The sequence below is a fragment of the Streptomyces sp. NPDC030798 genome, assembly GCF_055572275.1.
In genome coordinates this window covers 830,852-851,122 of the sequence record NZ_JBVIDR010000001.1, presented here as the reverse complement: position 1 = coordinate 851,122, position 20,271 = coordinate 830,852, and the positions used below count along the sequence as shown (strand labels likewise).

At 71.4% G+C, this 20,271-nt stretch carries 18 protein-coding genes; 3 read left to right on the top strand and 15 right to left on the bottom strand.

Features of this window, described 5'->3' with window-relative positions; translation table 11 throughout:
• Window positions 1-51 precede the first annotated feature (51 nt).
• Both ACZ404_RS03965 and ACZ404_RS03960 read left to right on the top strand, forming a co-directional pair.
• On the top strand, window positions 52-876 hold the full coding sequence (locus ACZ404_RS03965) for a peptidylprolyl isomerase (protein WP_468435675.1): 825 nt from the start codon (window positions 52-54) through the stop codon (window positions 874-876).
• 143 nt (window positions 877-1,019) lie between these two features.
• The gene (locus ACZ404_RS03960) at window positions 1,020-2,249 is read left to right on the top strand and encodes a DUF349 domain-containing protein (RefSeq protein ID WP_468435674.1); all 1,230 of its coding nucleotides are present in this window, start codon (window positions 1,020-1,022) and stop codon (window positions 2,247-2,249) included.
• Between the two features lie 63 nt (window positions 2,250-2,312).
• Here ACZ404_RS03960 and ACZ404_RS03955 read toward each other — a convergent pair whose 3' ends face one another.
• The 15 genes from ACZ404_RS03955 to pgsA all read right to left on the bottom strand — a co-directional run bounded on the left by ACZ404_RS03955 (window position 2,313) and on the right by pgsA (window position 17,719).
• Window positions 2,313-4,835 carry a RelA/SpoT family protein gene (locus ACZ404_RS03955; protein WP_468435673.1) on the bottom strand — a complete coding sequence of 841 codons (2,523 nt, stop codon included), beginning with the start codon at window positions 4,833-4,835 and terminating at the stop codon, window positions 2,313-2,315.
• A 306-nt stretch (window positions 4,836-5,141) separates the two neighbouring features.
• The gene (locus ACZ404_RS03950; RefSeq protein ID WP_468435672.1) at window positions 5,142-5,681 is read right to left on the bottom strand and encodes an adenine phosphoribosyltransferase; all 540 of its coding nucleotides are present in this window, start codon (window positions 5,679-5,681) and stop codon (window positions 5,142-5,144) included.
• Entirely contained in the window at window positions 5,678-6,787 is a 1,110-nt protein-coding gene (gene secF, locus ACZ404_RS03945; protein WP_468435671.1) for a protein translocase subunit SecF, read from the bottom strand. The genes ACZ404_RS03950 and secF overlap by 4 nt, the downstream gene beginning before the upstream one ends.
• A 1-nt stretch (window position 6,788) precedes the next feature.
• A complete protein-coding gene (gene secD / locus ACZ404_RS03940; protein ID WP_468435670.1) occupies window positions 6,789-8,597 on the bottom strand; it encodes a protein translocase subunit SecD in 1,809 nt (602 codons plus the stop codon).
• Between the two features lie 140 nt (window positions 8,598-8,737).
• Complete coding sequence (yajC, locus tag ACZ404_RS03935) at window positions 8,738-9,265, bottom strand: preprotein translocase subunit YajC (protein ID WP_468435669.1); 528 nt, start codon at window positions 9,263-9,265, stop codon at window positions 8,738-8,740.
• A 176-nt stretch (window positions 9,266-9,441) separates the two neighbouring features.
• Complete coding sequence (ruvB, locus tag ACZ404_RS03930; RefSeq protein WP_468435668.1) at window positions 9,442-10,512, bottom strand: Holliday junction branch migration DNA helicase RuvB; 1,071 nt, start codon at window positions 10,510-10,512, stop codon at window positions 9,442-9,444.
• A 25-nt stretch (window positions 10,513-10,537) separates the two neighbouring features.
• Window positions 10,538-11,143: a Holliday junction branch migration protein RuvA gene (ruvA, locus tag ACZ404_RS03925; RefSeq protein ID WP_468435667.1), complete on the bottom strand. Its 606-nt coding sequence runs from the start codon at window positions 11,141-11,143 to the stop codon at window positions 10,538-10,540.
• On the bottom strand, window positions 11,140-11,670 hold the full coding sequence (gene ruvC, locus ACZ404_RS03920) for a crossover junction endodeoxyribonuclease RuvC (RefSeq protein ID WP_468435666.1): 531 nt from the start codon (window positions 11,668-11,670) through the stop codon (window positions 11,140-11,142). The genes ruvA and ruvC overlap by 4 nt, the downstream gene beginning before the upstream one ends.
• Window positions 11,671-11,804: 134 nt before the next feature.
• Window positions 11,805-12,557: a YebC/PmpR family DNA-binding transcriptional regulator gene (locus ACZ404_RS03915; RefSeq protein ID WP_351242888.1), complete on the bottom strand. Its 753-nt coding sequence runs from the start codon at window positions 12,555-12,557 to the stop codon at window positions 11,805-11,807.
• Between the two features lie 51 nt (window positions 12,558-12,608).
• Entirely contained in the window at window positions 12,609-13,214 is a 606-nt protein-coding gene (gene pdxT, locus ACZ404_RS03910) for a pyridoxal 5'-phosphate synthase glutaminase subunit PdxT (protein ID WP_468435665.1), read from the bottom strand.
• 6 nt (window positions 13,215-13,220) lie between these two features.
• The gene (gene pdxS / locus ACZ404_RS03905; protein ID WP_468435664.1) at window positions 13,221-14,126 is read right to left on the bottom strand and encodes a pyridoxal 5'-phosphate synthase lyase subunit PdxS; all 906 of its coding nucleotides are present in this window, start codon (window positions 14,124-14,126) and stop codon (window positions 13,221-13,223) included.
• 114 nt (window positions 14,127-14,240) lie between these two features.
• The gene (locus ACZ404_RS03900; RefSeq protein WP_468435663.1) at window positions 14,241-14,789 is read right to left on the bottom strand and encodes a LemA family protein; all 549 of its coding nucleotides are present in this window, start codon (window positions 14,787-14,789) and stop codon (window positions 14,241-14,243) included.
• Between the two features lie 190 nt (window positions 14,790-14,979).
• Complete coding sequence (locus tag ACZ404_RS03895; protein WP_468435662.1) at window positions 14,980-16,140, bottom strand: glycosyltransferase family 4 protein; 1,161 nt, start codon at window positions 16,138-16,140, stop codon at window positions 14,980-14,982.
• On the bottom strand, window positions 16,137-17,045 hold the full coding sequence (locus tag ACZ404_RS03890; protein ID WP_468435661.1) for a phosphatidylinositol mannoside acyltransferase: 909 nt from the start codon (window positions 17,043-17,045) through the stop codon (window positions 16,137-16,139). The genes ACZ404_RS03895 and ACZ404_RS03890 overlap by 4 nt, the downstream gene beginning before the upstream one ends.
• Entirely contained in the window at window positions 17,042-17,719 is a 678-nt protein-coding gene (gene pgsA, locus ACZ404_RS03885) for a phosphatidylinositol phosphate synthase (protein WP_468435660.1), read from the bottom strand. The genes ACZ404_RS03890 and pgsA overlap by 4 nt, the downstream gene beginning before the upstream one ends.
• Window positions 17,720-18,056: 337 nt before the next feature.
• Between pgsA and ACZ404_RS03880 the strand changes: the two genes are divergently transcribed.
• Entirely contained in the window at window positions 18,057-20,258 is a 2,202-nt protein-coding gene (locus ACZ404_RS03880) for an elongation factor G-like protein EF-G2 (RefSeq protein WP_468435659.1), read from the top strand.
• Window positions 20,259-20,271 lie beyond the last annotated feature (13 nt).

Sequence of the window (20,271 nt, the reverse complement as noted above, 5' to 3'; positions counted from 1 at the left end):
CAGGACGCACGCGTACCGGTCGACACACGACACGCATGAGGAGAGAACCCGGTGGTCAGCCAGGAGCAGCGGCGGCGTCAGCTCGCCCGGGAGAAGTTCTTGCGGCAGCAGCAGCGGCGCACCCAGTCGCGCCGCAAGGCGCGCATGCGCAACTCCGTGATCGCGTCGGTGCTGGGCGTGGTCGTGATCGGCAGCGTGGCGCTGTACACGACCGGGGTGCTGAAGAACGACGACGACAAGAAGACGAACGCCGGCGCCGACGTCACGCCGAGCGCGACCCCGAGCAGCAAGGCGCCGGACCCGTGCGCGAAGCCGGCCAAGGGCTCGGTCAAGAAGCTGAGCTGGAAGAAGGAGCCGGCGATGACGATCGACACGTCGGCGAAGTACACGATGAAGCTCGCGACGACGTGCGGTGACATCGCCATCGCGCTGAAGACGTCGGCGGCGCCGCACACGGTGAACTCGTTCAACTTCCTCGCCGGCCAGGGCTACTTCGACCACACCAAGTGCCACCGCCTGACCACGAACGGTATCTACGTGCTGCAGTGCGGCGACCCGACGGGCGTCGGCAGCGGCGGGCCGGGCTACACGCTCCCGGACGAGAACCTCAAGGACAAGAGCCTCAAGGGCAACAAGTACCCGGCGGGCACGGTGGCCATGGCCAACACGGGGCAGAAGCACACGGGAGGCAGCCAGTTCTTCCTCGTCTACAAGGACAGCCCGTTGCCGCCCAGTTACACCCCGTTCGGAACGATCGACGCGGCGGGCCTGAAGGTGCTCGACAAGATCGCGGCCGCGGGCGAGAACACGGGGGCCGGTGACGGCGCCCCCAACGCGACCGTGGTCATCAACAAGGCGACGGTCAGCAAGTCCTGACGACCGAGACGGCCAACTGCGGAATTTCGGCCGCGCTGGATGCGGACAGGCAACCCGCTGGTCGCCTATGTTGGCCGTGACGAAACTGTGGACGATGCCCGGGGGTGCTGAGCCCTCCGCAGGCATCATGTGGAGGAGGCGCTGTGAGCAGCGACCCGTGGGGCCGCGTCGACGAGACGGGGACCGTGTACGTGCGTACGGCCGACGGCGAGCAGGTCGTCGGTTCCTGGGCGGCCGGCTCCCCTGAGGAGGCGCTGGCCTACTTCGAGCGCAAGTACGAAGGCCTGGTTGTCGAGATCGGCCTCCTCGAGAAGCGCGTGCAGACCACCGATCTGTCGGCGAAGGACGCCCAGGCCGCGATCGACCACCTGCGCGAGCAGGTGGACGCGCACCACGCGGTCGGCGACCTGGACGCGCTGCGGGCCCGCCTCGACAAGCTCGTGGAGACGGTCGAGACCCGGCGCGAGGAGCGCAAGGCCCAGCGGGCCCGGCAGTCCGACGAGGCCCGCAAGGCCAAGGAGGCGCTGGTCACCGAGGCCGAGGAGCTGGCGCAGTCCGACCAGTGGCGGGCCGCCGGTGAGCGGCTGCGGGCACTGGTGGACACCTGGAAGGGGCTGCCGCGGCTGGACCGCAAGTCCGACGACGAGCTGTGGCACCGCTTCTCGCACGCCCGGTCGGCGTTCTCCAAGCGCCGCAAGGCACACTTCGCGCAGCTCGACGCGCAGCGCGAGGACGCCCGCCGGACCAAGGAGCGGCTGGTCGCCGAGGCGGAGGCGCTGTCCGGTTCGACGGACTGGGGCCCGACGGCGGCCCGTTACCGCGAGCTGATGGCGGAGTGGAAGGCCGCGGGCCGTGCGCAGCGCGAGCACGAGGACGATCTGTGGAACCGCTTCCGCGGCGCCCAGGACGTCTTCTTCGCCGCCCGCAGCTCGGTCTTCGCCGAACGGGACGCCGAGCAGGCGGAGAACCTGAAGCTGAAGGAGGAGCTGGCCGAGGAGGCCGAGAAGCTCCTGCCGATCACGGACCTGAAGGGGGCGCGGGCCGCGTTCCGCTCGATCAACGAGCGCTGGGAGGCCATCGGCCACGTCCCGCGGGACGCGCGGCCGAAGGTCGAGGGCCGGATGCACGCGGTCGAGCGGGCGATCCAGGAGGCCGAGGAGGCCGAGTGGCGCCGGACGAACCCGGAGGCACGCGCGCGTGCCGAGGGTCTCACCGGTCAGCTGCAGGCCGCCGTGGACAAGCTGCGGGCGCAGATCGAGCAGGCCCGCGCCCAGGGCAACAGCGCCAGGGCGGACAAGCTGGAGAAGGACCTGGAGGGCCGCCAGGAACTGCTGGACCAGGCCCTGAAGGGCCTGCAGGAGTTCGGCGGCTGATTCCCCTTCCGTGCATGGGAGAGGGCCCCACACAGGCGTGTGGGGCCCTCTTCCGTGTTCCGGCTACGAGCGGCTGCGCGCCGAGGTCACACGGTAGACGTCGTAGACGCCCTCCACGCCCCGCACCGCCTTCAGGACGTGGCCCAGGTGCTTCGGGTCGCCCATCTCGAACGTGAAGCGGGAGGTGGCCACGCGGTCGCGGGAGGTCTGGACGGCCGCCGAGAGGATGTTGACGTGCTGGTCGGACAGGACGCGGGTGACGTCCGACAGCAGGCGTGAGCGGTCCAGCGCCTCGACCTGGATGGCGACCAGGAAGACCGAGGACTGGGTGGGTGCCCACTCGACGTCGAGGATGCGCTCCGGTTCGCGGGACAGTGACTCGACGTTGACGCAGTCACTGCGGTGAACCGATACGCCGCTACCGCGCGTGACGAAGCCGATGATCGGGTCGCCGGGGACGGGCGTACAGCAGCGGGCCAGCTTGACCCACACGTCGTCGACGCCCTTGACGACCACGCCGGGGTCGGCGCTGGAGCGGCGCTTGCGGCCGCGGCTGCGGGACGGCGGGACCGTCTCGTCGATCTCCTCGGTGGCGGCCTCCTCGCCGCCGAGCGCCTGGACCAGCTTCTGCACGATGTTCTGCGCGGAGACATGGCCCTCCCCGATCGCCGCGTACAGCGCGGAGATGTCGGAGTAGCGCATCTCGTGCGCGAGCGTGACCAGGGAGTCGCCGGTCAGGATGCGCTGGATCGGCAGGTTCTGCTTGCGCATGGCGCGGACGATGGCGTCCTTGCCCTGCTCGATCGCCTCGTCCCGGCGCTCCTTGGAGAACCAGGCGCGGATCTTGTTGCGGGCGCGCGGGGACTTGACGAAGCCGAGCCAGTCCCGGGAGGGGCCCGCGCCCGGTGCCTTGGAGGTGAAGACCTCCACCAGGTCGCCGTTGTCCAGGGTGGACTCCAGCGGTACGAGCCTGCCGTTGACCCGCGCTCCTATGGTGCGGTGACCGACCTCGGTGTGGACGGCGTACGCGAAGTCCACGGGGGTGGCACCGGCGGGCAGCGCGATGACGTCGCCCTTGGGCGTGAAGACGAAGACCTCGTTGCGGGACAGGTCGAAGCGCAGGGACTCCAGGAACTCGCCGGGGTCCTCGGTCTCCTTCTGCCAGTCCAGCAACTGCCTGAGCCACGCCATGTCGTTGATGGCGTCCTTGTCCTTCGCCGACGTCTTCGGGGCGTCGGTGCGGACCTTGGAGGCGCCGGCGACGGCCTCCTGCTTGTACTTCCAGTGCGCGGCGATGCCGTACTCGGCGCGGCGGTGCATGTCGAAGGTGCGGATCTGCAGCTCGACCGGCTTGCCGTTGGGGCCGATGACCGTCGTGTGCAGCGACTGGTACATGTTGAACTTCGGCATCGCGATGTAGTCCTTGAACCGGCCGGGGACCGGGTTCCATCGCGCGTGCACGGTGCCGAGGGCGGCATAGCAGTCGCGGACCGTGTCGACGAGTACACGAATGCCCACCAGGTCGTAGATCTCCGCGAAGTCACGGCCGCGGACGATCATCTTCTGGTAGACGCTGTAGTAGTGCTTCGGGCGGCCGGTGACGGTCGCCTTGATGCGGGCGGCGCGCAGGTCGGCCTGGACCTCGTCGGTCACTATGGCCAGGTACTCGTCGCGCTTCGGCGCCCGCTCGGCCACCAGCCGTACGATCTCGTCGTACATCTTGGGGTAGAGGATCGCGAAGGCGAGGTCCTCCAGTTCCCACTTGATGGTGTTCATGCCCAGGCGGTGGGCGAGCGGCGCGTAGATCTCGAGGGTCTCGCGCGCCTTCTTCTCCTGCTTCTCGCGCTTGAGGTAGCGCATGGTGCGCATGTTGTGCAGGCGGTCGGCGAGCTTGATGACCAGGACGCGGGGGTCCTTGGCCATGGCCACGACCATCTTGCGCACGGTCTCGGCCTGCGCGGCCTCGCCGAACTTGACCTTGTCCAGCTTGGTCACACCGTCGACGAGCAGGGCGACGACGTCCCCGAAGTCGCGGCGCAGGTCGTCCAGGCCGTACTCGGTGTCCTCGACCGTGTCGTGCAACAGGCCTGCCATGAGCGTGGCCGGGTCCATGCCCAGCTCGGCGAGGATGGTGGTCACGGCGAGGGGGTGCGTGATGTACGGGTCGCCGCTCTTGCGCTTCTGGCCGCGGTGCCAGCGCTCGGCGACCTGGTAGGCGCGCTCGATCTGGCGCAGCGTGGAGTTCTCGATCTTGGGGTCGTTGCTGCGCACTATCCGCAGCAGCGGCTCCAGAACGGGGTTGTACGGGTTCGCGCGCTGCACCCCGAGCCGGGCGAGGCGGGCGCGGACGCGGTTGGAGGAGGCGGAGCGGGCGGGCTGGCCGGCGGCGGCGCGCACGGGAGGGGCCGGCTTGGGTCGCGCGGCCTCGGCCGCCTTCTCGACGGGCGCGGACTGGGCGTGCTCGACCGTCCCGCGGGCGTCGTTCTTCGCGTTGCTCGCGGTGGACGCGTTCGGCGCGGACTTGGCCGCCGGGGCCGAGGCGGGCTCGGGCTTGGCGGCGGTCAGGTGCTGGGCCTCGTCTGGCAAGAGGACTCCTCGTGCGCGATCCGGGTCCCCCGGTCAGGCTCCGGAGACCCCATGGTAGCGATCCTGCGCCCGGTCATCGCCTTCAGGCGGATGTGAGGACCGTCTACCGGTGAAACACGAGGGACCGGCGGGGGATTCCAGGCCCGGCTCGTGGGGGCCGGGAATCGCGCGACGTGCGGCCGGCACACGTGGGAGAACCGCGCGACGGCCGCCCCGGCAGGTGCCGGGGCGGCCGTCGGGGCCGGGATCGGTCGGGCTCGGGCCCGGAGCGCAGACCTCGGGCCCGCCTCTTGGGCCCACCTGGGTTCAGACCTGGAGGAGGGCCTCCAGCGGCGCCCCGTTCAGGGCCGGCTCCAGCCGGGCACGGCCGTCGAGGAAACCGAGCTCCATGAGGACGGCGAGGGCGGAGACCTCCGCGCCGGCCCGCTGGATGAGGTGGATCGCCGCTTCCGCGGTGCCGCCGGTGGCGAGGACGTCGTCCACGATCAGCACCCGGTCACCGGTGACCAGGTCCTCCGCGTGCACCTCGATCTCCGCCGAGCCGTACTCCAGGTCGTACGCCTGGCGCAGCGTCGCGCCGGGGAGCTTGCCCGCTTTGCGGACCGGGATGAAGCCCAGGCCCGCGCGGACGGCGACCGGGGCGCCCAGGATGAAGCCACGGGCCTCCAGGCCCACGACCTTGGTCGCCCCCGTGTTCGTCGCGATCTCGGCCAGCGCGTCGGTCAGGGCCGTGAACGCCGCCGGGTCCGCGAGCAGCGGCGTGATGTCCTTGAACATCACGCCCTGCTCCGGGTAGTCGGGCACGTCCCGAATGCGGCTGAGCAGCAGCTCCCGGATGTCGGTCATCGACGCTTCCCCGAGGGTCGGCCGCGGCCCCGGCTGCGGGACGCGGACTGGTTGCGCGGGCCCACCACAGCGGGCGCGGCGTCCTCGGGCCCGTCACCGGCGCCCGTGCGGGCCTCCCCGAGGTCCTCCTCGGCGGCGGCCTGGGCGCGCTTGGCCAGGACCCGCCTGCGCAGGGCCCGCATCGCCGGCTCGCGCTCCTTGAGGTCGGCGACGAGCGGGGTGGCGATGAAGATCGAGGAGTAGGCGCCGGCGGCGAGGCCGACGAACAGTGACAGCGAGATGTCGTTCAGCGTGCCGGCGCCGAGGAAGCCGCCGCCGATGAACAGCAGGCCCGCCACCGGCAGCAGGGCGACCACGGTGGTGTTGATGGAGCGGACCAGCGTGCCGTTGATCGACTGGTTGGCGATGTCGCTGTAGGTGAAGCGGGTCTGCTTGGTGATGTCCTTCGTCTGCTCCTTGAGGCTGTCGAAGACGACGACCGTGTCGTAGAGCGAGTAACCGAGGATGGTCAGCAGACCGATCACCGTACCGGGCGTGACCTCGAAGCCGACAAGGGCGTAGATACCGGTGGTGATGGTGATGTCGTGGATCAGCGCGACGAGGGCCGCGACGGCCATGCGCCACTCGAAGGCGATCGCCAGGTAGATCACCACGAGCACCATGAAGATGCCGAGGCCCTGCCAGGCCTTGTTGGCGATCTGCTCACCCCAGCTCGGGCCGACCAGGTCGGCGGCCAGCTTCTCCGGGTTGAGGTTCAGGTCCTTGGCCAGGGCCTGCTTGATCTGGTCGGACTTGTCGGTGTCGATGCCGGCGATCTGGATGCGCAGGCTGCCGTTGCCGAGCTTCTGCACGATCGCCTCGTGGCCGGAGGCCTCCTGGGCGTACTCCTCCGCCTTCGCCACCGTGGTGCTCATGTGCGTCGGGGTGGTGAAGACCGCACCGCCCTGGAACTCGATGCCCATGTTCAGGCCGCGCACCGCCAGGCCGACGATGGCCGTGATGGTGATCAGGATCGAGACGCCGTACCAGATCCTGCGCTTGCCGACGAAGTCGTAGGAGATCTCGCCGCGGTGCAGCCGGGCGCCGAGGTTGCCGAGTTTGGACATCTCACGCCTCCTTCGGGTCGACGGGGCCGGCGGCAGGACCGGCGGGACGGCGGGTACGGCGCAGCGGCGGCTTGGCGCCCAGGCCCTTCGGGTCGAGACCGGACCACTTGTGGCCGTTCGCGAAGAACGGGCGGCGGGCGAGGAGCGTCATGAGCGGCTTGGTGAAGAGGAAGACGACGACCACGTCGAGCACGGTGGTCAGACCCAGCGTGAACGCGAAGCCCTGGACCTTGCCGACGGTGACGATGAACAGCACGGCAGCGGCGAGGAAGGACACGAAGTCGGAGACCAGGATGGTGCGCCGGGCGCGCGGCCAGGCCCGCTCGACGGCCGGCCTGAGGGAGCGGCCCTCCCGGATCTCGTCCCGGATGCGTTCGAAGTACACGATGAACGAGTCCGCCGTGATACCGATGGCGACGATGGCACCGCAGACGGCCGGCAGGTTCAGCGCGAAGCCGATGGCCGGGCCGAGCAGCGACATGATCACGTAGGTGAGGATCGCGGAGACCAGCAGCGAGGCCATGGCGACGATCGACAGGCCGCGGTAGTAGACCACCAGGTAGATCACGACCAGCGCGAGGCCGATGGCGCCGGCGAGCAGACCGGCGTGCAGCTGCTCACCGCCGAGCGCGGCGGTCACCGTGGTGACGGTCTCCTCCTTGAAGGAGAGCGGCAGGGCGCCGTACGACAGCATGTTCGCGAGGCTCTGGGCCTCCTGCTGGGTGAAGCTGCCGGAGATCTCGGCCTGGCCGCCGGTGATGGCCTGCTGCACGAACGGGCTGGAGACGACCTCGCCGTCCAGGACGATGCCGAACTCGTTCTGCGGGCGCTGGTTCTTGGCCAGCCGGCCGGTGATGTCGGCGAACTTCTTGGAGCCGCTGTTGGTGAAGGTCATCTGGACCTGCCAGCCGGAGGCGCCCTGGGTGTCGAAGACCGCGGCGGCCTTCTTGACCTCGGTGCCGTCCACGGCTGCCGGGCCGAGGATGTACTTGTACCAGACCTTGTCGATCTCGCCGCAGGCCACGATGGGATCGCTGGGCTTGGTGCCGGAGCCGGCCTTCGCCCGCGCGGCGGGCTTGGTGCAGTCCAGCGCGGCGTACTGCGCCTGGAGCCGTGCGGTCTCGGCATTGCCGGCGGACGGCGACGCGGACGGGCTCGCGGAGGACTTGGCGTCCGAGGACGACGACGCGCTCGGGGAGGACGACGCGCTCGGGGAGGCCGAGGACGACGGCGTGGTGTCGGCCTTCAGCGCGTCGGTGACGGCGCGGCCCTGCGAGGTGGCGGTGGCGGTCGGCGACGCGGAGGTCGGCGAGGAGGCCTTCTGCTTGCCGGAGGCGCTGCTCGACGGGCTCGGCGAGCCGCTGCCGCTGGAGGAGGCACTCGGCGCGGGGCTCGGCGAGGCGCCGGTGCTGGGCTCGCTGGTGAGGACCGGGCGGAAGTACAGCTTGGCGGTGGTGCCGACCTGCTGCTGGGCCTCCTTGGAGTTGGTGCCCTTGGGGATGTTGACGATGATGTGGTCGTTCCCCTGGGTCTGCACCTCCGCCTCGGAGACGCCCAGGCCGTTGACACGGCGGTTCATGATGTCGACCGCGGTGTCCATGTTGGCCTTGTTGATCGCCGACCCCTGGTCGGCCTTCGCCTTGAGCGTGATGCTCGTACCACCGGCAAGGTCGATGCCGAGACGCGGAGTGGTGTTTCCGGAGGCGAACATTCCCCCGGCGAGCGCCACGATGGCGATCAGGATGAGGGCCAGCGAGCGCCCTGGCTTACTCTGGGCGCTCGCGCTCCGGCCCCTCTTAGGTGCTGCCACCTTCTCGTACTCCCTCTCGGGCCGCCCCGCGCCCGGTCGGCGCGGTCGGCCATGACATGGTGTCGGGCTGCCGTGCGGAAACAGACGCGCCCGGGGTGCGGGGTGCGCGGGCGGGCCGCGCACCGCACCCCGGGACGTGACTACTTCGCGTCGGCGTCGCCGTCGGTCTTCTTCGGCTCGTCCTCCGCCTTGGCCTCGGCGGCCGGGGCCGCGTCGGTCTCTTCGGCCTTGTCGGCCTTGTCCTCGGCGGCGTCCTTCTTACCGAGGTCGACGGCCTGGTCGTCGGAGGCGGCGGCAGCGGCGGCAGGCTCGTCGGCCGCGTCGGTCTCGGTGAGGGAGGAGGCGTCGTCCGGGACGAGGTCGGCGTCGGACTTCAGGTCGTGCTCGATGCCGTGGACGATGCGGTTGTACTCGTCGTCGGTGAGGACGGCGCCGATCGCGTTCTTGGCGAAGAGGAGCTCGACGCCCGGTCCGGCGTCGAGGAGGACGGTGTCCTCGCTGACCTCCTTGACCGTCGCGTACATCCCCCCGATCGTGCGGACACCGGAGCCGGGCTGCATCTCGTTCCGCATGTTGGCAGCCTGCTGCTGCTTCTTCTTGGCCGAGCGCGTCATCAGGAACATGGCCGCGATGAGCACGATGAAGGGGAGAAGGGTAAAGGCATTCACGGGACGGAATTTCCTTCGCGCGACCGCGCGGTGAGCGGCCTGTTGGATGGGGGTGGGTCGGCGCCGCCCGCAAAGGCGGCATCGGCGGAGTCTAAGCGAGTCCACGCGCATGGAACAACGCTCAGCATGGCACCTGGGTTCCTGACCCGGCCAATCCCCGCGCCGTCACAAAAGGATCACGCCCCGAACAGGTCCTGCTGTCCGCCGGCCGCCGCGGACGGGCGGGGCGGGGTCAGACCGAGGTGCGCCCAGGCCGCGGGCGTGGCGACGCGGCCCCTCGGGGTGCGGGCCAGCAAGCCCTCGCGGACCAGGAACGGCTCGGCGACCTCCTCGACGGTCTCCCGCTCCTCCCCCACCGCGACGGCGAGCGTGGACAGGCCGACCGGTCCGCCGCCGAACAGCTTCAGCAGGGCCTCCAGGACGCCCCGGTCCAGGCGGTCGAGGCCGCGCGCGTCGACCTCGTACACCGCGAGGGCGGCCGCGGCGATCTCGCGGGTGATCAGGCCGTCCGCCTTGACCTGCGCGTAGTCGCGGACGCGGCGCAGCAGGCGGTTGGCGATGCGGGGCGTGCCGCGGGAGCGGCCGGCGATCTCGGCGGCGCCGTCCGGCTCGATCTCGACGTCCAAAAGGTTCGCCGAGCGGTGCACGACCCGCTCCAGCTCGTGCGGCTCGTAGAACTCCATGTGCGCGGTGAAGCCGAAGCGGTCGCGCAGCGGGGGCGGCAGCAGGCCCGCGCGCGTGGTGGCGCCGACCAGGGTGAACGGGGGCAGCTCCAGCGGGATGGCGGTGGCGCCGGGGCCCTTGCCGACGATGACGTCGACGCGGAAGTCCTCCATCGCCATGTACAGCATCTCCTCGGCGGGCCGGGACATGCGGTGGATCTCGTCGAGGAAGAGCACCTCGCCCTCCTGGAGGGAGGAGAGGATCGCGGCGAGGTCGCCGGCGTGCTGGATGGCGGGGCCGGACGTGATCCGGATGGGGGCGCCCATCTCGGCCGCGATGATCATCGACAGGGTGGTCTTGCCGAGGCCGGGCGCGCCGGAGAGCAGGACGTGGTCGGCGGTGGCGCCGCGCGCGCGGGCGGCGCGCAGGACGAGGTCGAGCTGTTCGCGGACCTTCTCCTGGCCGATGAACTCGCCGAGGTCCTTGGGGCGCAGGGCGGCCTCGACGGCCTGGTCCTCCCGGTCGGCGGCGGGGCCGACGAGCCGCTCCTCGGCGGCGCCGTCGGTCGTGTCGTCCCAGTTCATGAATGTGCCTCGGCAGGGGTCGGGGTCAGCGGGCGCGGTTGAGGGTCTGCAGGGCGGCCTTCAGCAGCCGGCCGACCTGCGGGGTGCCGCCGGCGGCCTCGGCCTGCGGGGCCACGGCGGAGACGGCCTCGTCGGCCTCCCGGGTGGCGTAGCCGAGGCCGATCAGGGCCGCGTGCAGCTGGTCGCGCCAGCCCTGGGAGACGGGGGCGCCGACGGCAGGCGCGCCGACGGGCTCGCCGAGCCGGTCCTTCAGCTCCAGCAGCAGCTTCTGGGCGCCCTTCTTGCCGATGCCGGGGACGGCGACGAGAGCCTTCTCGTCACCGGTGGCGACCGCGCGGCGCAGCGCGTCCGGGGAGTGCACGGCGAGCATCGCCTGGGCCAGGCGCGGGCCGACGCCGCTCGCGGTCTGCAGCAGCTCGAAGACCTGGCGCTCGTCGTCGTCGGCGAAGCCGTACAGCGTCAGGGAGTCCTCACGGACGACCAGGGAGGTGGCCAGCTTGGCCGGCCGGCCGGTCCGCAGCCCGGAGAGCGTGTTCGGGGTGCACTGGACGGCGATGCCGATGCCGCCCACCTCGACCACCGCTGAGTCGGGGGCGAGGGCGGCGACCGGTCCGCTCACGAAGGCGATCATGCCGTACGGCCTTTCGAGGTGTGCAGGGCGACGGCCTGCTGGAGTCGGTTCTGCGCGGGGGCGCGCCAGATGTGGCAGATGGCGAGCGCGAGGGCGTCGGCGGCATCGGCCGGCTTGGGCGGCGCCGCCAGCCGGAGCAGCCGCGTGACCATGGCGCCGACCTGTGCCTTGTCGGCGCGTCCGCTGCCGGTGACGGCGGCCTTGACCTCGCTGGGGGTGTGCAGGGCGACGGGGATGCCGCGCCGGGCGGCGCACAGCATGGCGACCGCGCTGGCCTGGGCGGTGCCCATGACGGTGCGCACGTTGTGCTGGCTGAAGACGCGCTCCACGGCGACGTATTCGGGCCGGTGCTCGTCCAGCCACTGCTCGATGCCCTGCTCGACGGCGAGGAGCCGGTGGCTGAGATCGGCGTCCGCGGGCGTGCGGACGACGCCGACACCGACCATGGTGAGCGGGCGCCCCGCGACGCCCTCGACGACACCGACGCCGCACCGGGTCAGCCCGGGGTCCACCCCGAGTACGCGCACAGCGCCCCTCCCCTCATCCGCCATCGTCGTGAATGATCCACGACCGACGCCAGGTTATCGGCCGCCACTGACAACGGCGGCGGGCCGGGGGACGTGTCCCACCGGCCCGCCGTACCGCTCGGTCCGCGGCAGCGTTACGCGTCGACCTTCTCCATGATCTCGTCGCTCACGTCGAAGTTGGCGAAGACGTTCTGCACGTCGTCGCTGTCCTCGAGCGCGTCGATGAGCTTGAAGATCTTCTTGGCGCCCTCCTCGTCCAGCTCGACCTGGACGGAGGGCACGAAGCTGGACTCGGCGGAGTCGTAGTCGATGCCGGCCTCCTGGAGGGCGGTGCGGACCGCGACCAGGTCGGTGGCCTCGCTGATGACCTCGAAGGTCTCGCCGAGGTCGTTGACCTCCTCGGCGCCGGCGTCCAGCACCGCGCCCAGCACGTCGTCCTCGGACAGCTCGCCCTTGGGGACGATGACGACGCCCTTGCGGCTGAACATGTACGACACCGAGCCCGGGTCGGCCATGGAGCCGCCGTTGCGGGTCATGGCGACGCGGACGTCGGAGGCGGCGCGGTTGCGGTTGTCGGTGAGGCACTCGATCAGCACCGCGACGCCGTTGGGGCCGTAGCCCTCGTACATGATCGTCTCGTAGTCGGCGCCGCCGGCCTCGAGGCCGCCGCCGCGCTTGATGGCCGAGTCGATGTTCTTGTTGGGAACCGACTGCTTCTTGGCCTTCTGGACGGCGTCGTAGAGCGTCGGGTTGCCGTCGAGGTCGACGCCGCCCATCCGCGCCGCGACCTCGATGTTCTTGATCAGCTTCGCGAAGAGCTTGCCGCGCTTGGCATCGATCACGGCCTTCTTGTGCTTCGTCGTGGCCCATTTAGAGTGGCCGGACATCTGCCTGTCTCCTTCGCGTAACCCGTCTCCGTACGAACGCCAGAGATCCTACTAGGACTCCGGTGTCCGGTTGGCGCGCACCATGTCGACGAACAGGGAGTGCACGCGGTGGTCGCCGGTCAGTTCCGGGTGGAACGACGTGGCGAGCGCGTTGCCCTGGCGGACGGCGACGATGTGGCCCTGGTGCTCGGCGAGCACCTCGGCGCCGGCGCCGACGGACTCGACCCACGGGGCGCGGATGAAGACGCCCTCCACAGGATCCCCCGCGACGCCCTTGACGTCGACCGCGGCCTCGAAGGACTCGTTCTGCCGGCCGAAGGCGTTGCGGCGCACGATCATGTCGATGCCGCCGATGGTCTCCTGGCCCGAGCGCGGGTCGAGGATCTTGTCGGCGAGCATGATCATGCCGGCGCAGGTGCCGTAGACGGGCATGCCGTCCCGCACGCGCGCGCGGAGGGGCTCCATCACGCCGAAGAGGACGGCCAGTTTGGAGATGGTGGTGGACTCGCCGCCCGGCAGCACGAGGCCGTCGACCCCGGCGAGTTCCTCGGGGCGCCGCACCGGCCTGGCCACGGCGTCGGCCGCGGCCAGGGCGATGAGGTGCTCCCGTACGTCGCCCTGGAGGGCCAGGACGCCTATGACAGGTGCTTCGGACATGGGTGGTTACCAGCCGCGGTTGGCGTAGCGCTCGGTCTCGGGGAGGGTGTCGCAGTTGATGCCGACCATGGCCTCGCCGAGGTTGCGGGACGCGTCCGCGATGATCTTCGGGTCGTCGTAGAAGGTGGTCGCCTTGACGATGGCGGCGGCGCGCTTGGCCGGGTCGCCGGACTTGAAGATGCCGGAGCCGACGAAGACGCCCTCGGCGCCGAGCTGACGCATCAGGGCCGCGTCGGCCGGGGTGGCCACGCCGCCGGCGGAGAACAGGACCACCGGCAGCTTGCCCAGTTCGGCGACCTCGCGGACCAGCTCGTAGGGGGCGCGCAGCTCCTTGGCGGCGGCGTACAGCTCGTGGTTGTCGAAGCCCCGCAGCTTGGCGATCTCGTTCTTGATCTGGCGCAGGTGGCGCACGGCCTCGACGACGTTGCCGGTGCCGGCCTCGCCCTTGGAGCGGATCATCGCGGCGCCCTCGGCGATGCGGCGCAGGGCCTCGCCCAGGTTGGTGGCGCCACAGACGAAGGGGGTGGTGAAGGCCCACTTGTCGGAGTGGTTGACCTCGTCGGCCGGGGTGAGGACCTCGGACTCGTCGATGTAGTCGACGCCGAGGGACTGCAGGACCTGGGCCTCGACGAAGTGGCCGATGCGGGACTTGGCCATGACCGGGATGGAGACGGCGTCGATGATGCCCTCGATCATGTCCGGGTCGGACATCCGGGCCACGCCGCCGTCCTTGCGGATGTCGGCCGGGACCCGCTCCAAGGCCATGACGGCGACGGCGCCCGCGTCCTCGGCGATCTTCGCCTGCTCCGGCGTGACGACATCCATGATCACGCCGCCCTTGAGCTGCTCGGCCATGCCGCGCTTCACGCGCGCGGTGCCGGTCTCGGGAGCCTGGTTCTCGATGGTGGACACGGGTGACCTCACTGAAGGGGAAGAGGGTTTGGTGCAGCACCGAGGAAACGCGAGTGGACCAGGCCACAGCAAGGGCCAATGGCAAGCCGGTGGATCCTTTTGCCTCGAGTGAGGTCAGGCGGCCCGCTCCACCAGGGCCGCCGGCGGCTCGTCGTCCATCTCGAAGGCCAGCGGGAACGGGGCGTGGCCGGCCAGCCGGAACCAGCGCACCTTGCGGTGCTCGCGGAGCCTGCGGGCCGCTCCCACGGCGTCGTTGTGGAAACGGCGGGCCATCGGGACCCGGCGGACGGCCTCGGCCAGCTCATGTGCCGCCTCTTCGCCGCCCGGGGCCTCCCGGACGGCCTCCACCTGCTGCGGATCCTCGAAGACTGCGCGCAGGGCCTGGCTCAACTCGCTCTCGGCGACCTCCCGATGCTCCTCCTCGGCCTGCCGGGCGGCGTGCGCGGCCTCGTAGAGCACGATCGAGGCGGCGGGGTCCAGCACCCCCGAGGTGGCCAGCTCCTGCGCCACGGAGGCCCGCCGCAGCAGCTGCGCGTCGAGTGCGGCCCGCGCGGCGTCCATCCGCACGTGCAGCCGGTCCAGCCGCCCGGCCGTCCAGCTGAGGTACACACCGATCGCCAGCAGCGCGACGAGGATCCAGATGAGGGTGGTCACGGGCGGCAAGGCTACCCGGCTCCGGCACGGGGATTCATGGAGTGCACGGGCGCCCCACAGCGGGGCACCGGCCCGGGAGCACGCCGGGCGACGGGGGCGAGGGGCGCAGGAGCCGCCGGATCCGGAACGCCCTAGCGGTGATCGCCCCGGTCGCCGCCCTGTGCGTTCCGGTCGTGCGGTACGTCAGCCGGTCCCCGGCTCAGTCCCGCGCGAGCCCGAAGCGTGCGCGCAGGCCCGAGCGCTCGTCGGTGGCCACCGCGGTCGTGCCGGTGGTCACCGTCTCGTACACGGACAGGATGTCGGCGCCGACCGTCGACCAGTCGAAGCGGCGCACGTGGGCGCTGCCCCGCTCGCGCAGTTCGGCCCGCCGGGCCGGGTCCTGGAGGAGCCGCAGGGCGGCCTCGGCCAGCGCGTCCGCGTCCTCGTTGGCGAACACCTCGCCCGCCTGGCCCTGGTCGAGGACCTGCACGAAGGCGTCCAGGTCGGAGGCGAGGACGGGGGCGCCCGCCGACATGGCCTCGACCAGGATGATGCCGAAGCTCTCGCCACCGGTGTTGGGCGCGACGTAGAGGTCGACGCTGCGCAGGAACCGCGCCTTGTCCTCGTCGCTGATCATGCCGAGGAACTCCACCCGGGAGCGCAGTTCCCTCGGCAGGTCCTCGACGGCGGCCTTCTCGTCGCCCCGGCCCGCCACCAGCAGCCGTGTCTGCGGCCGGGCGGCGAGGATCCTCGGGAGCGCCCGCATCAGGACCGGCAGGCCCTTGCGGGGCTCGTCGATGCGGCCGATGAAGCCGATGGTGTCGCCCTGCCACTCCGGCCGCGGTTCGGCCTTGGCGAAGAAGTCGACGTCGACGCCGTTGGGGATGACCACCGCGTCCCCGCCGAGGTGCTCGACCAGGGTGCGGCGGGCGTACTCGCTCACCGCGATCCGGGCGCTGATCTTCTCCAGGGCGGCCTGCAGGATCGCGTACGCGGCGATCATCGCGCGGGAGCGCGGGTTGGAGGTGTGGAAGGTGGCCACGATGGGCCCCTGGGCCGCCCAGCAGGTCAGCAGGCCGAGCGAGGGCGAGGTCGGTTCGTGGATGTGGATCACGTCGAACTTGCCCTCGTGCAGCCAGCGCCGCACCCGCGCGGCCGACAGGAAGCCGAAGTTCAGCCGCGCCACCGAGCCGTTGTACGGCACGGGGACGGCGCGGCCGGCCGAGACGACGTAGGGCGGCAGCGGGGTGTCGTCGTCGGCCGGGGCCAGGACCGAGACCTCGTGACCGAGGCGCAGGAAGTACTCGGCGAGGTCGCGGATGTGGAACTGGACGCCACCGGGCACGTCCCAGGAGTACGGGCAGACGATCCCGATTCTCACGAGGGTCCCTTCGCGGGGTCGAGGTCGGCGAGCCACAGGCGCTGGAGCATGTGCCAGTCCTGCGGATGGTCGGCGATTCCGGTGGCGAAGGCGTCGGCCAGCGCCTGTGTCATGACAGACGTCTTCTCGGGCCGGGTACCTGACTCCGGTACGTCGACCGGGGGATGCACCCGGCCCCGCATGACGGGTGAGTCGTCGTACCAGAGGGTGACGGGCAGCAGCAGGGCGCCGGTCTGCTGGGCGAGGAGGGCCGGCCCCGCGGGCATCCGGGCCTTCTCGCCGAAGAACTCGACCTCGACGCCGGAGGCGGACAGGTCCCGGTCGGCGACCAGGCAGACCAGCCCGCCGTCGCGCAGCCTGCGGGCCAGGGTGCCGAAGGCGGCGCCGCCGCTGTGCGGCAGGACCTCCATGCCGAGGCCCTCCCGGTAGGCGACGAACCGGTCGTACAGCGTCTCGGGCTTCAGGCGCTCGGCGACCGTCGTGAACGGCGTTTCGAGCGCGGTGGTGACCCAGGCGCCGGCCAGGTCCCAGTTGGCCAGGTGCGGCAGGGCGAGGATCACCCCGCGGCCGGCGGCCAGGCCGTCGGTGAGGTGGTGCAGGTCCTTGGGGTCGAAGCCCGCCTTGACGCGCTCGGCGCTCCAGGCCGGGAGCCGGAAGGACTCCATCCAGTAGCGCAGGTACGACCGCATCCCCGCGCGCGAGAGCTCGGCGAGGCGCTCGGGCGTCGCGTCGGGCAGCACGCGCCCGTAGTTGGCCTCCAGGCGCTGCACGCCCTTGCCGCGCTGCTTCCAGGCGAGGTCGGCGATGGTGCGCCCGAGACGGACGGCGACGGGTTCGGGGAGCCTCTTGACGGTGCTCCAGCCGAGTCCGTACAGGGTGTCGGTGAGCCGGTCGGCGGTGCTCACTGCGCCGCCTCACTCCCCTGGGACGCACTCTGCCGTGCCGCCGCCTCCTCCGCCTCGGCGGACTCGCGGCGGACGGTGACGACGCGCTGGATCAGCGTGACGAGGCTGCCCACGGCGACGATCCACAGCGCGATCGGCAGCAGCCACTGGATGCCCGGTACACCGAACTTGTGCAGGCCCGCGAAACCGGCCGCGACCAGGGAGATCACCAGCCGCTCGGCGCGCTCGACCAGCCCGTTCACCGCGACCGGCAGTCCGATCGACTCGCCGCGGGCCTTGGTGTACGACACCACCTGCCCGCTGGCCAGGCAGAAGATCGAGACGGCGCACAGCGCGTTGTCGTTGCCGTGGCCCGCGTACCAGAGGGCGAAGCCGCCGAAGATCGCGCCGTCGGCGACCCGGTCGAGGGTGGAGTCCAGGAAGGCGCCCCAGCGGCTGGAGCGGCCCAGCTGGCGGGCCATGTTGCCGTCGACCAGGTCGGAGAAGACGAACAGCGTGATCACGACCGTGCCCCAGAAGAACTCGCCCCGGGGGTAGAAGACCAGCGCTCCCGCGACCACGCCGGCGGTGCCGATGAGCGTGACCGTGTCGGGGCTCACGCCCCGGCGGATGAGAAACGTGGCGAACGGCGTGAGGACACGCGTGAAGAAAGCACGCGCGTACTTGTTCAGCATGGCCTTCCCGACGGTCGGTTGGCCGCGGCCCTGGTGGCCTCCGGCTGGCCCATCGTAGCCACGCGCGCGTGTGCGCGGCTGACGGGCACCCGCAGCCGGGCCCCCGAGCCGGTGCGGGCCCGCGCGCGGGGGCACGACCTGGGCCGCGGCATCCCCTTCACGGTGATCCGCGGCCGTCCGCCGGCGGTCCGCCGGCCGTCCGTCGGTCCTTCGTATGGACGCGGGGTGACGGGAGTGGGAAGGTCGAAGAACCGCGGGCGTCGCCGGAGCCGCCAGTGCACGCGGGTCCCGCGTGTCCGCGCCCACAGTGACCTCACCGTGCACGGGAGGCAGGATCATGGGCGACAAGGCACAGACTCACCACCCCGGGGCCGCCGGCAGGGCTCTGGCGGCCGACCACCCCGCGTCCGTACGGAATGTGGTGCTGGTCGGCCACTCCGGTTCGGGCAAGACGACTCTGGTGGAGGCCCTCGCACTGACCGCGGGGGCGCTGAACCGGGCGGGCCGCGTCGAGGACGGCGGCACCGTCTCCGACTACGACGACATCGAGCACCGCCAGCAGCGCTCGGTACAGCTCTCGCTGGTCCCGGTCGAATGGGACGGCATCAAGATCAACATTCTGGACACCCCCGGCTACGCGGACTTCGTCGGGGAACTGAGGGCCGGTCTGCGCGCGGCGGACGCGGCCCTCTTCGTCGTCTCGGCCTCGGACGGCGTGGACGGCTCCACCCGCATGGTGTGGGAGGAATGCCAGGCCGTCGGCATGCCCCGCGCGATCGTGATCACGCACCTGGAGGCCGCGCGCGCGAACTTCGAGGAGATGACCCGCGTGTGCGCGGAGGCGTTCGGCGCGGACGACCCCGACGCCGTGCTGCCGCTGTACCTGCCGCTGCGCGGCCCCGAGGGACCCGACGGGCACGCGCCCGTGACCGGGCTGACCGGGCTGCTGTCGCAGAAGCTGTTCGACTACTCGACCGGCGAGCGCAAGGAGTCCGAACCCGGCGAGGACCAGCTGCCGGACATCGAGGAGGCCCGCAATCGGCTCATCGAGGGGATCATCGCCGAGAGCGAGGACGAGACCCTCATGGACCGGTATCTGGGCGGCGAACAGGTCGACGTCAAGACGCTGATCGAGGACCTGGAGCGGGCCGTCGCGCGCGGCACCTTCTTCCCCGTCCTGGCCGCCGCCCCCGCCGCCGAGGGCGCTCGGCAGGGCCTCGGCACGGTCGAACTGCTGGAACTGATCACCGGCGGGTTCCCGACCCCGTTCGAGCACCCCATGCCCGCGGTCACCACCCTCGACGGCAAGCCGCGCGAGCTGAAGGCCTGCGACACGAGCGGCCCGCTGGTCGCCGAGGTCGTCAAGACCTCCTCCGACCCCTACGTCGGCCGCATCTCCCTGGTCCGCGTCTTCTCCGGCACCCTGCGCCCCGACGAGACGGTGCACGTCTCCGGGCACGGCCTGGCCGACCGGGGGCACGAGGACCACGACGTCGACGAGAAGGTCGGCGCCCTGTCGATGCCGTTCGGCAAGCAGCAGCGCCCGGTGCCCCAGGCCGTCGCCGGCGACCTGGTGTGCGTGGCCAAGCTGGCCCGCGCCGAGACCGGGGACACGCTCTCGGCCAAGGACGAGCCGCTGCTGATGGAGCCGTGGCAGATGCCGGACCCGCTGCTGCCGCTCGCCATCCAGGCGCACAGCAAGGCCGACGAGGACAAGCTCTCCCAGGGCCTGTCCCGGCTGGTCGCCGAGGACCCCACGATGCGGCTCGAGCAGAACCAGGACACCCACCAGGTGGTCCTGTGGTGCCTGGGCGAGGCGCACGCGGACGTGGCCCTGGAGCGGCTGCGCAGCCGGTACGGCGTCCAGGTCGACGTCGTGCCGCACCGGGTCTCCCTCCGGGAGACGTTCGCCACGAAGGCCGCCGCGCGCGGGCGGCACGTGAAGCAGTCCGGCGGGCACGGGCAGTACGCCATCTGCGAGATCGAGGTGGAGCCGCTGCCCGGCGGCTCGGGCATCGAGTTCGTGGACAAGGTGGTCGGCGGTGCCGTGCCGCGCCAGTTCATCCCGTCCGTGGAGAAGGGCGTGCGGGCGCAGGCCGCCAAGGGGGTCGCCGCCGGCTATCCGCTCGTGGACGTGCGGGTCACCCTGCTGGACGGCAAGGCGCACTCGGTGGACTCCTCCGACGCCGCCTTCCAGACGGCGGGCGCGCTGGCCCTGCGCGAGGCCGCGGCCGACGCCCGGATCCATCTGCTGGAGCCGGTGGCCGAGGTGACCGTCCTGGTGCCCGACGACTACGTGGGCGCGGTGATGAGCGACCTGTCGAGCCGGCGCGGCCGGGTGCTCGGCACCGAGCAGGTGGGCTCCGGACGGACCCTGGTGCGCGCCGAGGTGCCCGAGTTCGAGATCGGCCGGTACGCCATCGACCTGCGCTCCCTGTCCCACGGCACGGCCCGCTTCGACCGCGCGTACGCCCGGCACGAGCCGATGCCACCGCAGATCGCCGAACGGGTGCGCGAACAGGCGGGCGAGACCCCGTAGTTCACCACCTCGC

What these genes read in the sequence shown, in the direction of transcription:
- ACZ404_RS03950 (WP_468435672.1), bottom strand. Translation starts at nt 5,681, where the DNA reads ATGACCGACATCCGGGAGCTGCTGCTCAGCCGCATTCGGGACGTGCCC.
- secF (WP_468435671.1), bottom strand. Translation starts at nt 6,787, where the DNA reads ATGTCCAAACTCGGCAACCTCGGCGCCCGGCTGCACCGCGGCGAGATC.
- ruvB (WP_468435668.1), bottom strand. Translation starts at nt 10,512, where the DNA reads ATGAACTGGGACGACACGACCGACGGCGCCGCCGAGGAGCGGCTCGTC.
- ruvA (WP_468435667.1), bottom strand. Translation starts at nt 11,143, where the DNA reads ATGATCGCCTTCGTGAGCGGACCGGTCGCCGCCCTCGCCCCCGACTCA.
- ACZ404_RS03915 (WP_351242888.1), bottom strand. Translation starts at nt 12,557, where the DNA reads ATGTCCGGCCACTCTAAATGGGCCACGACGAAGCACAAGAAGGCCGTG.
- pdxT (WP_468435665.1), bottom strand. Translation starts at nt 13,214, where the DNA reads ATGTCCGAAGCACCTGTCATAGGCGTCCTGGCCCTCCAGGGCGACGTA.
- pgsA (WP_468435660.1), bottom strand. Translation starts at nt 17,719, where the DNA reads ATGCTGAACAAGTACGCGCGTGCTTTCTTCACGCGTGTCCTCACGCCG.
- ACZ404_RS03880 (WP_468435659.1), top strand. Translation starts at nt 18,057, where the DNA reads ATGGGCGACAAGGCACAGACTCACCACCCCGGGGCCGCCGGCAGGGCT.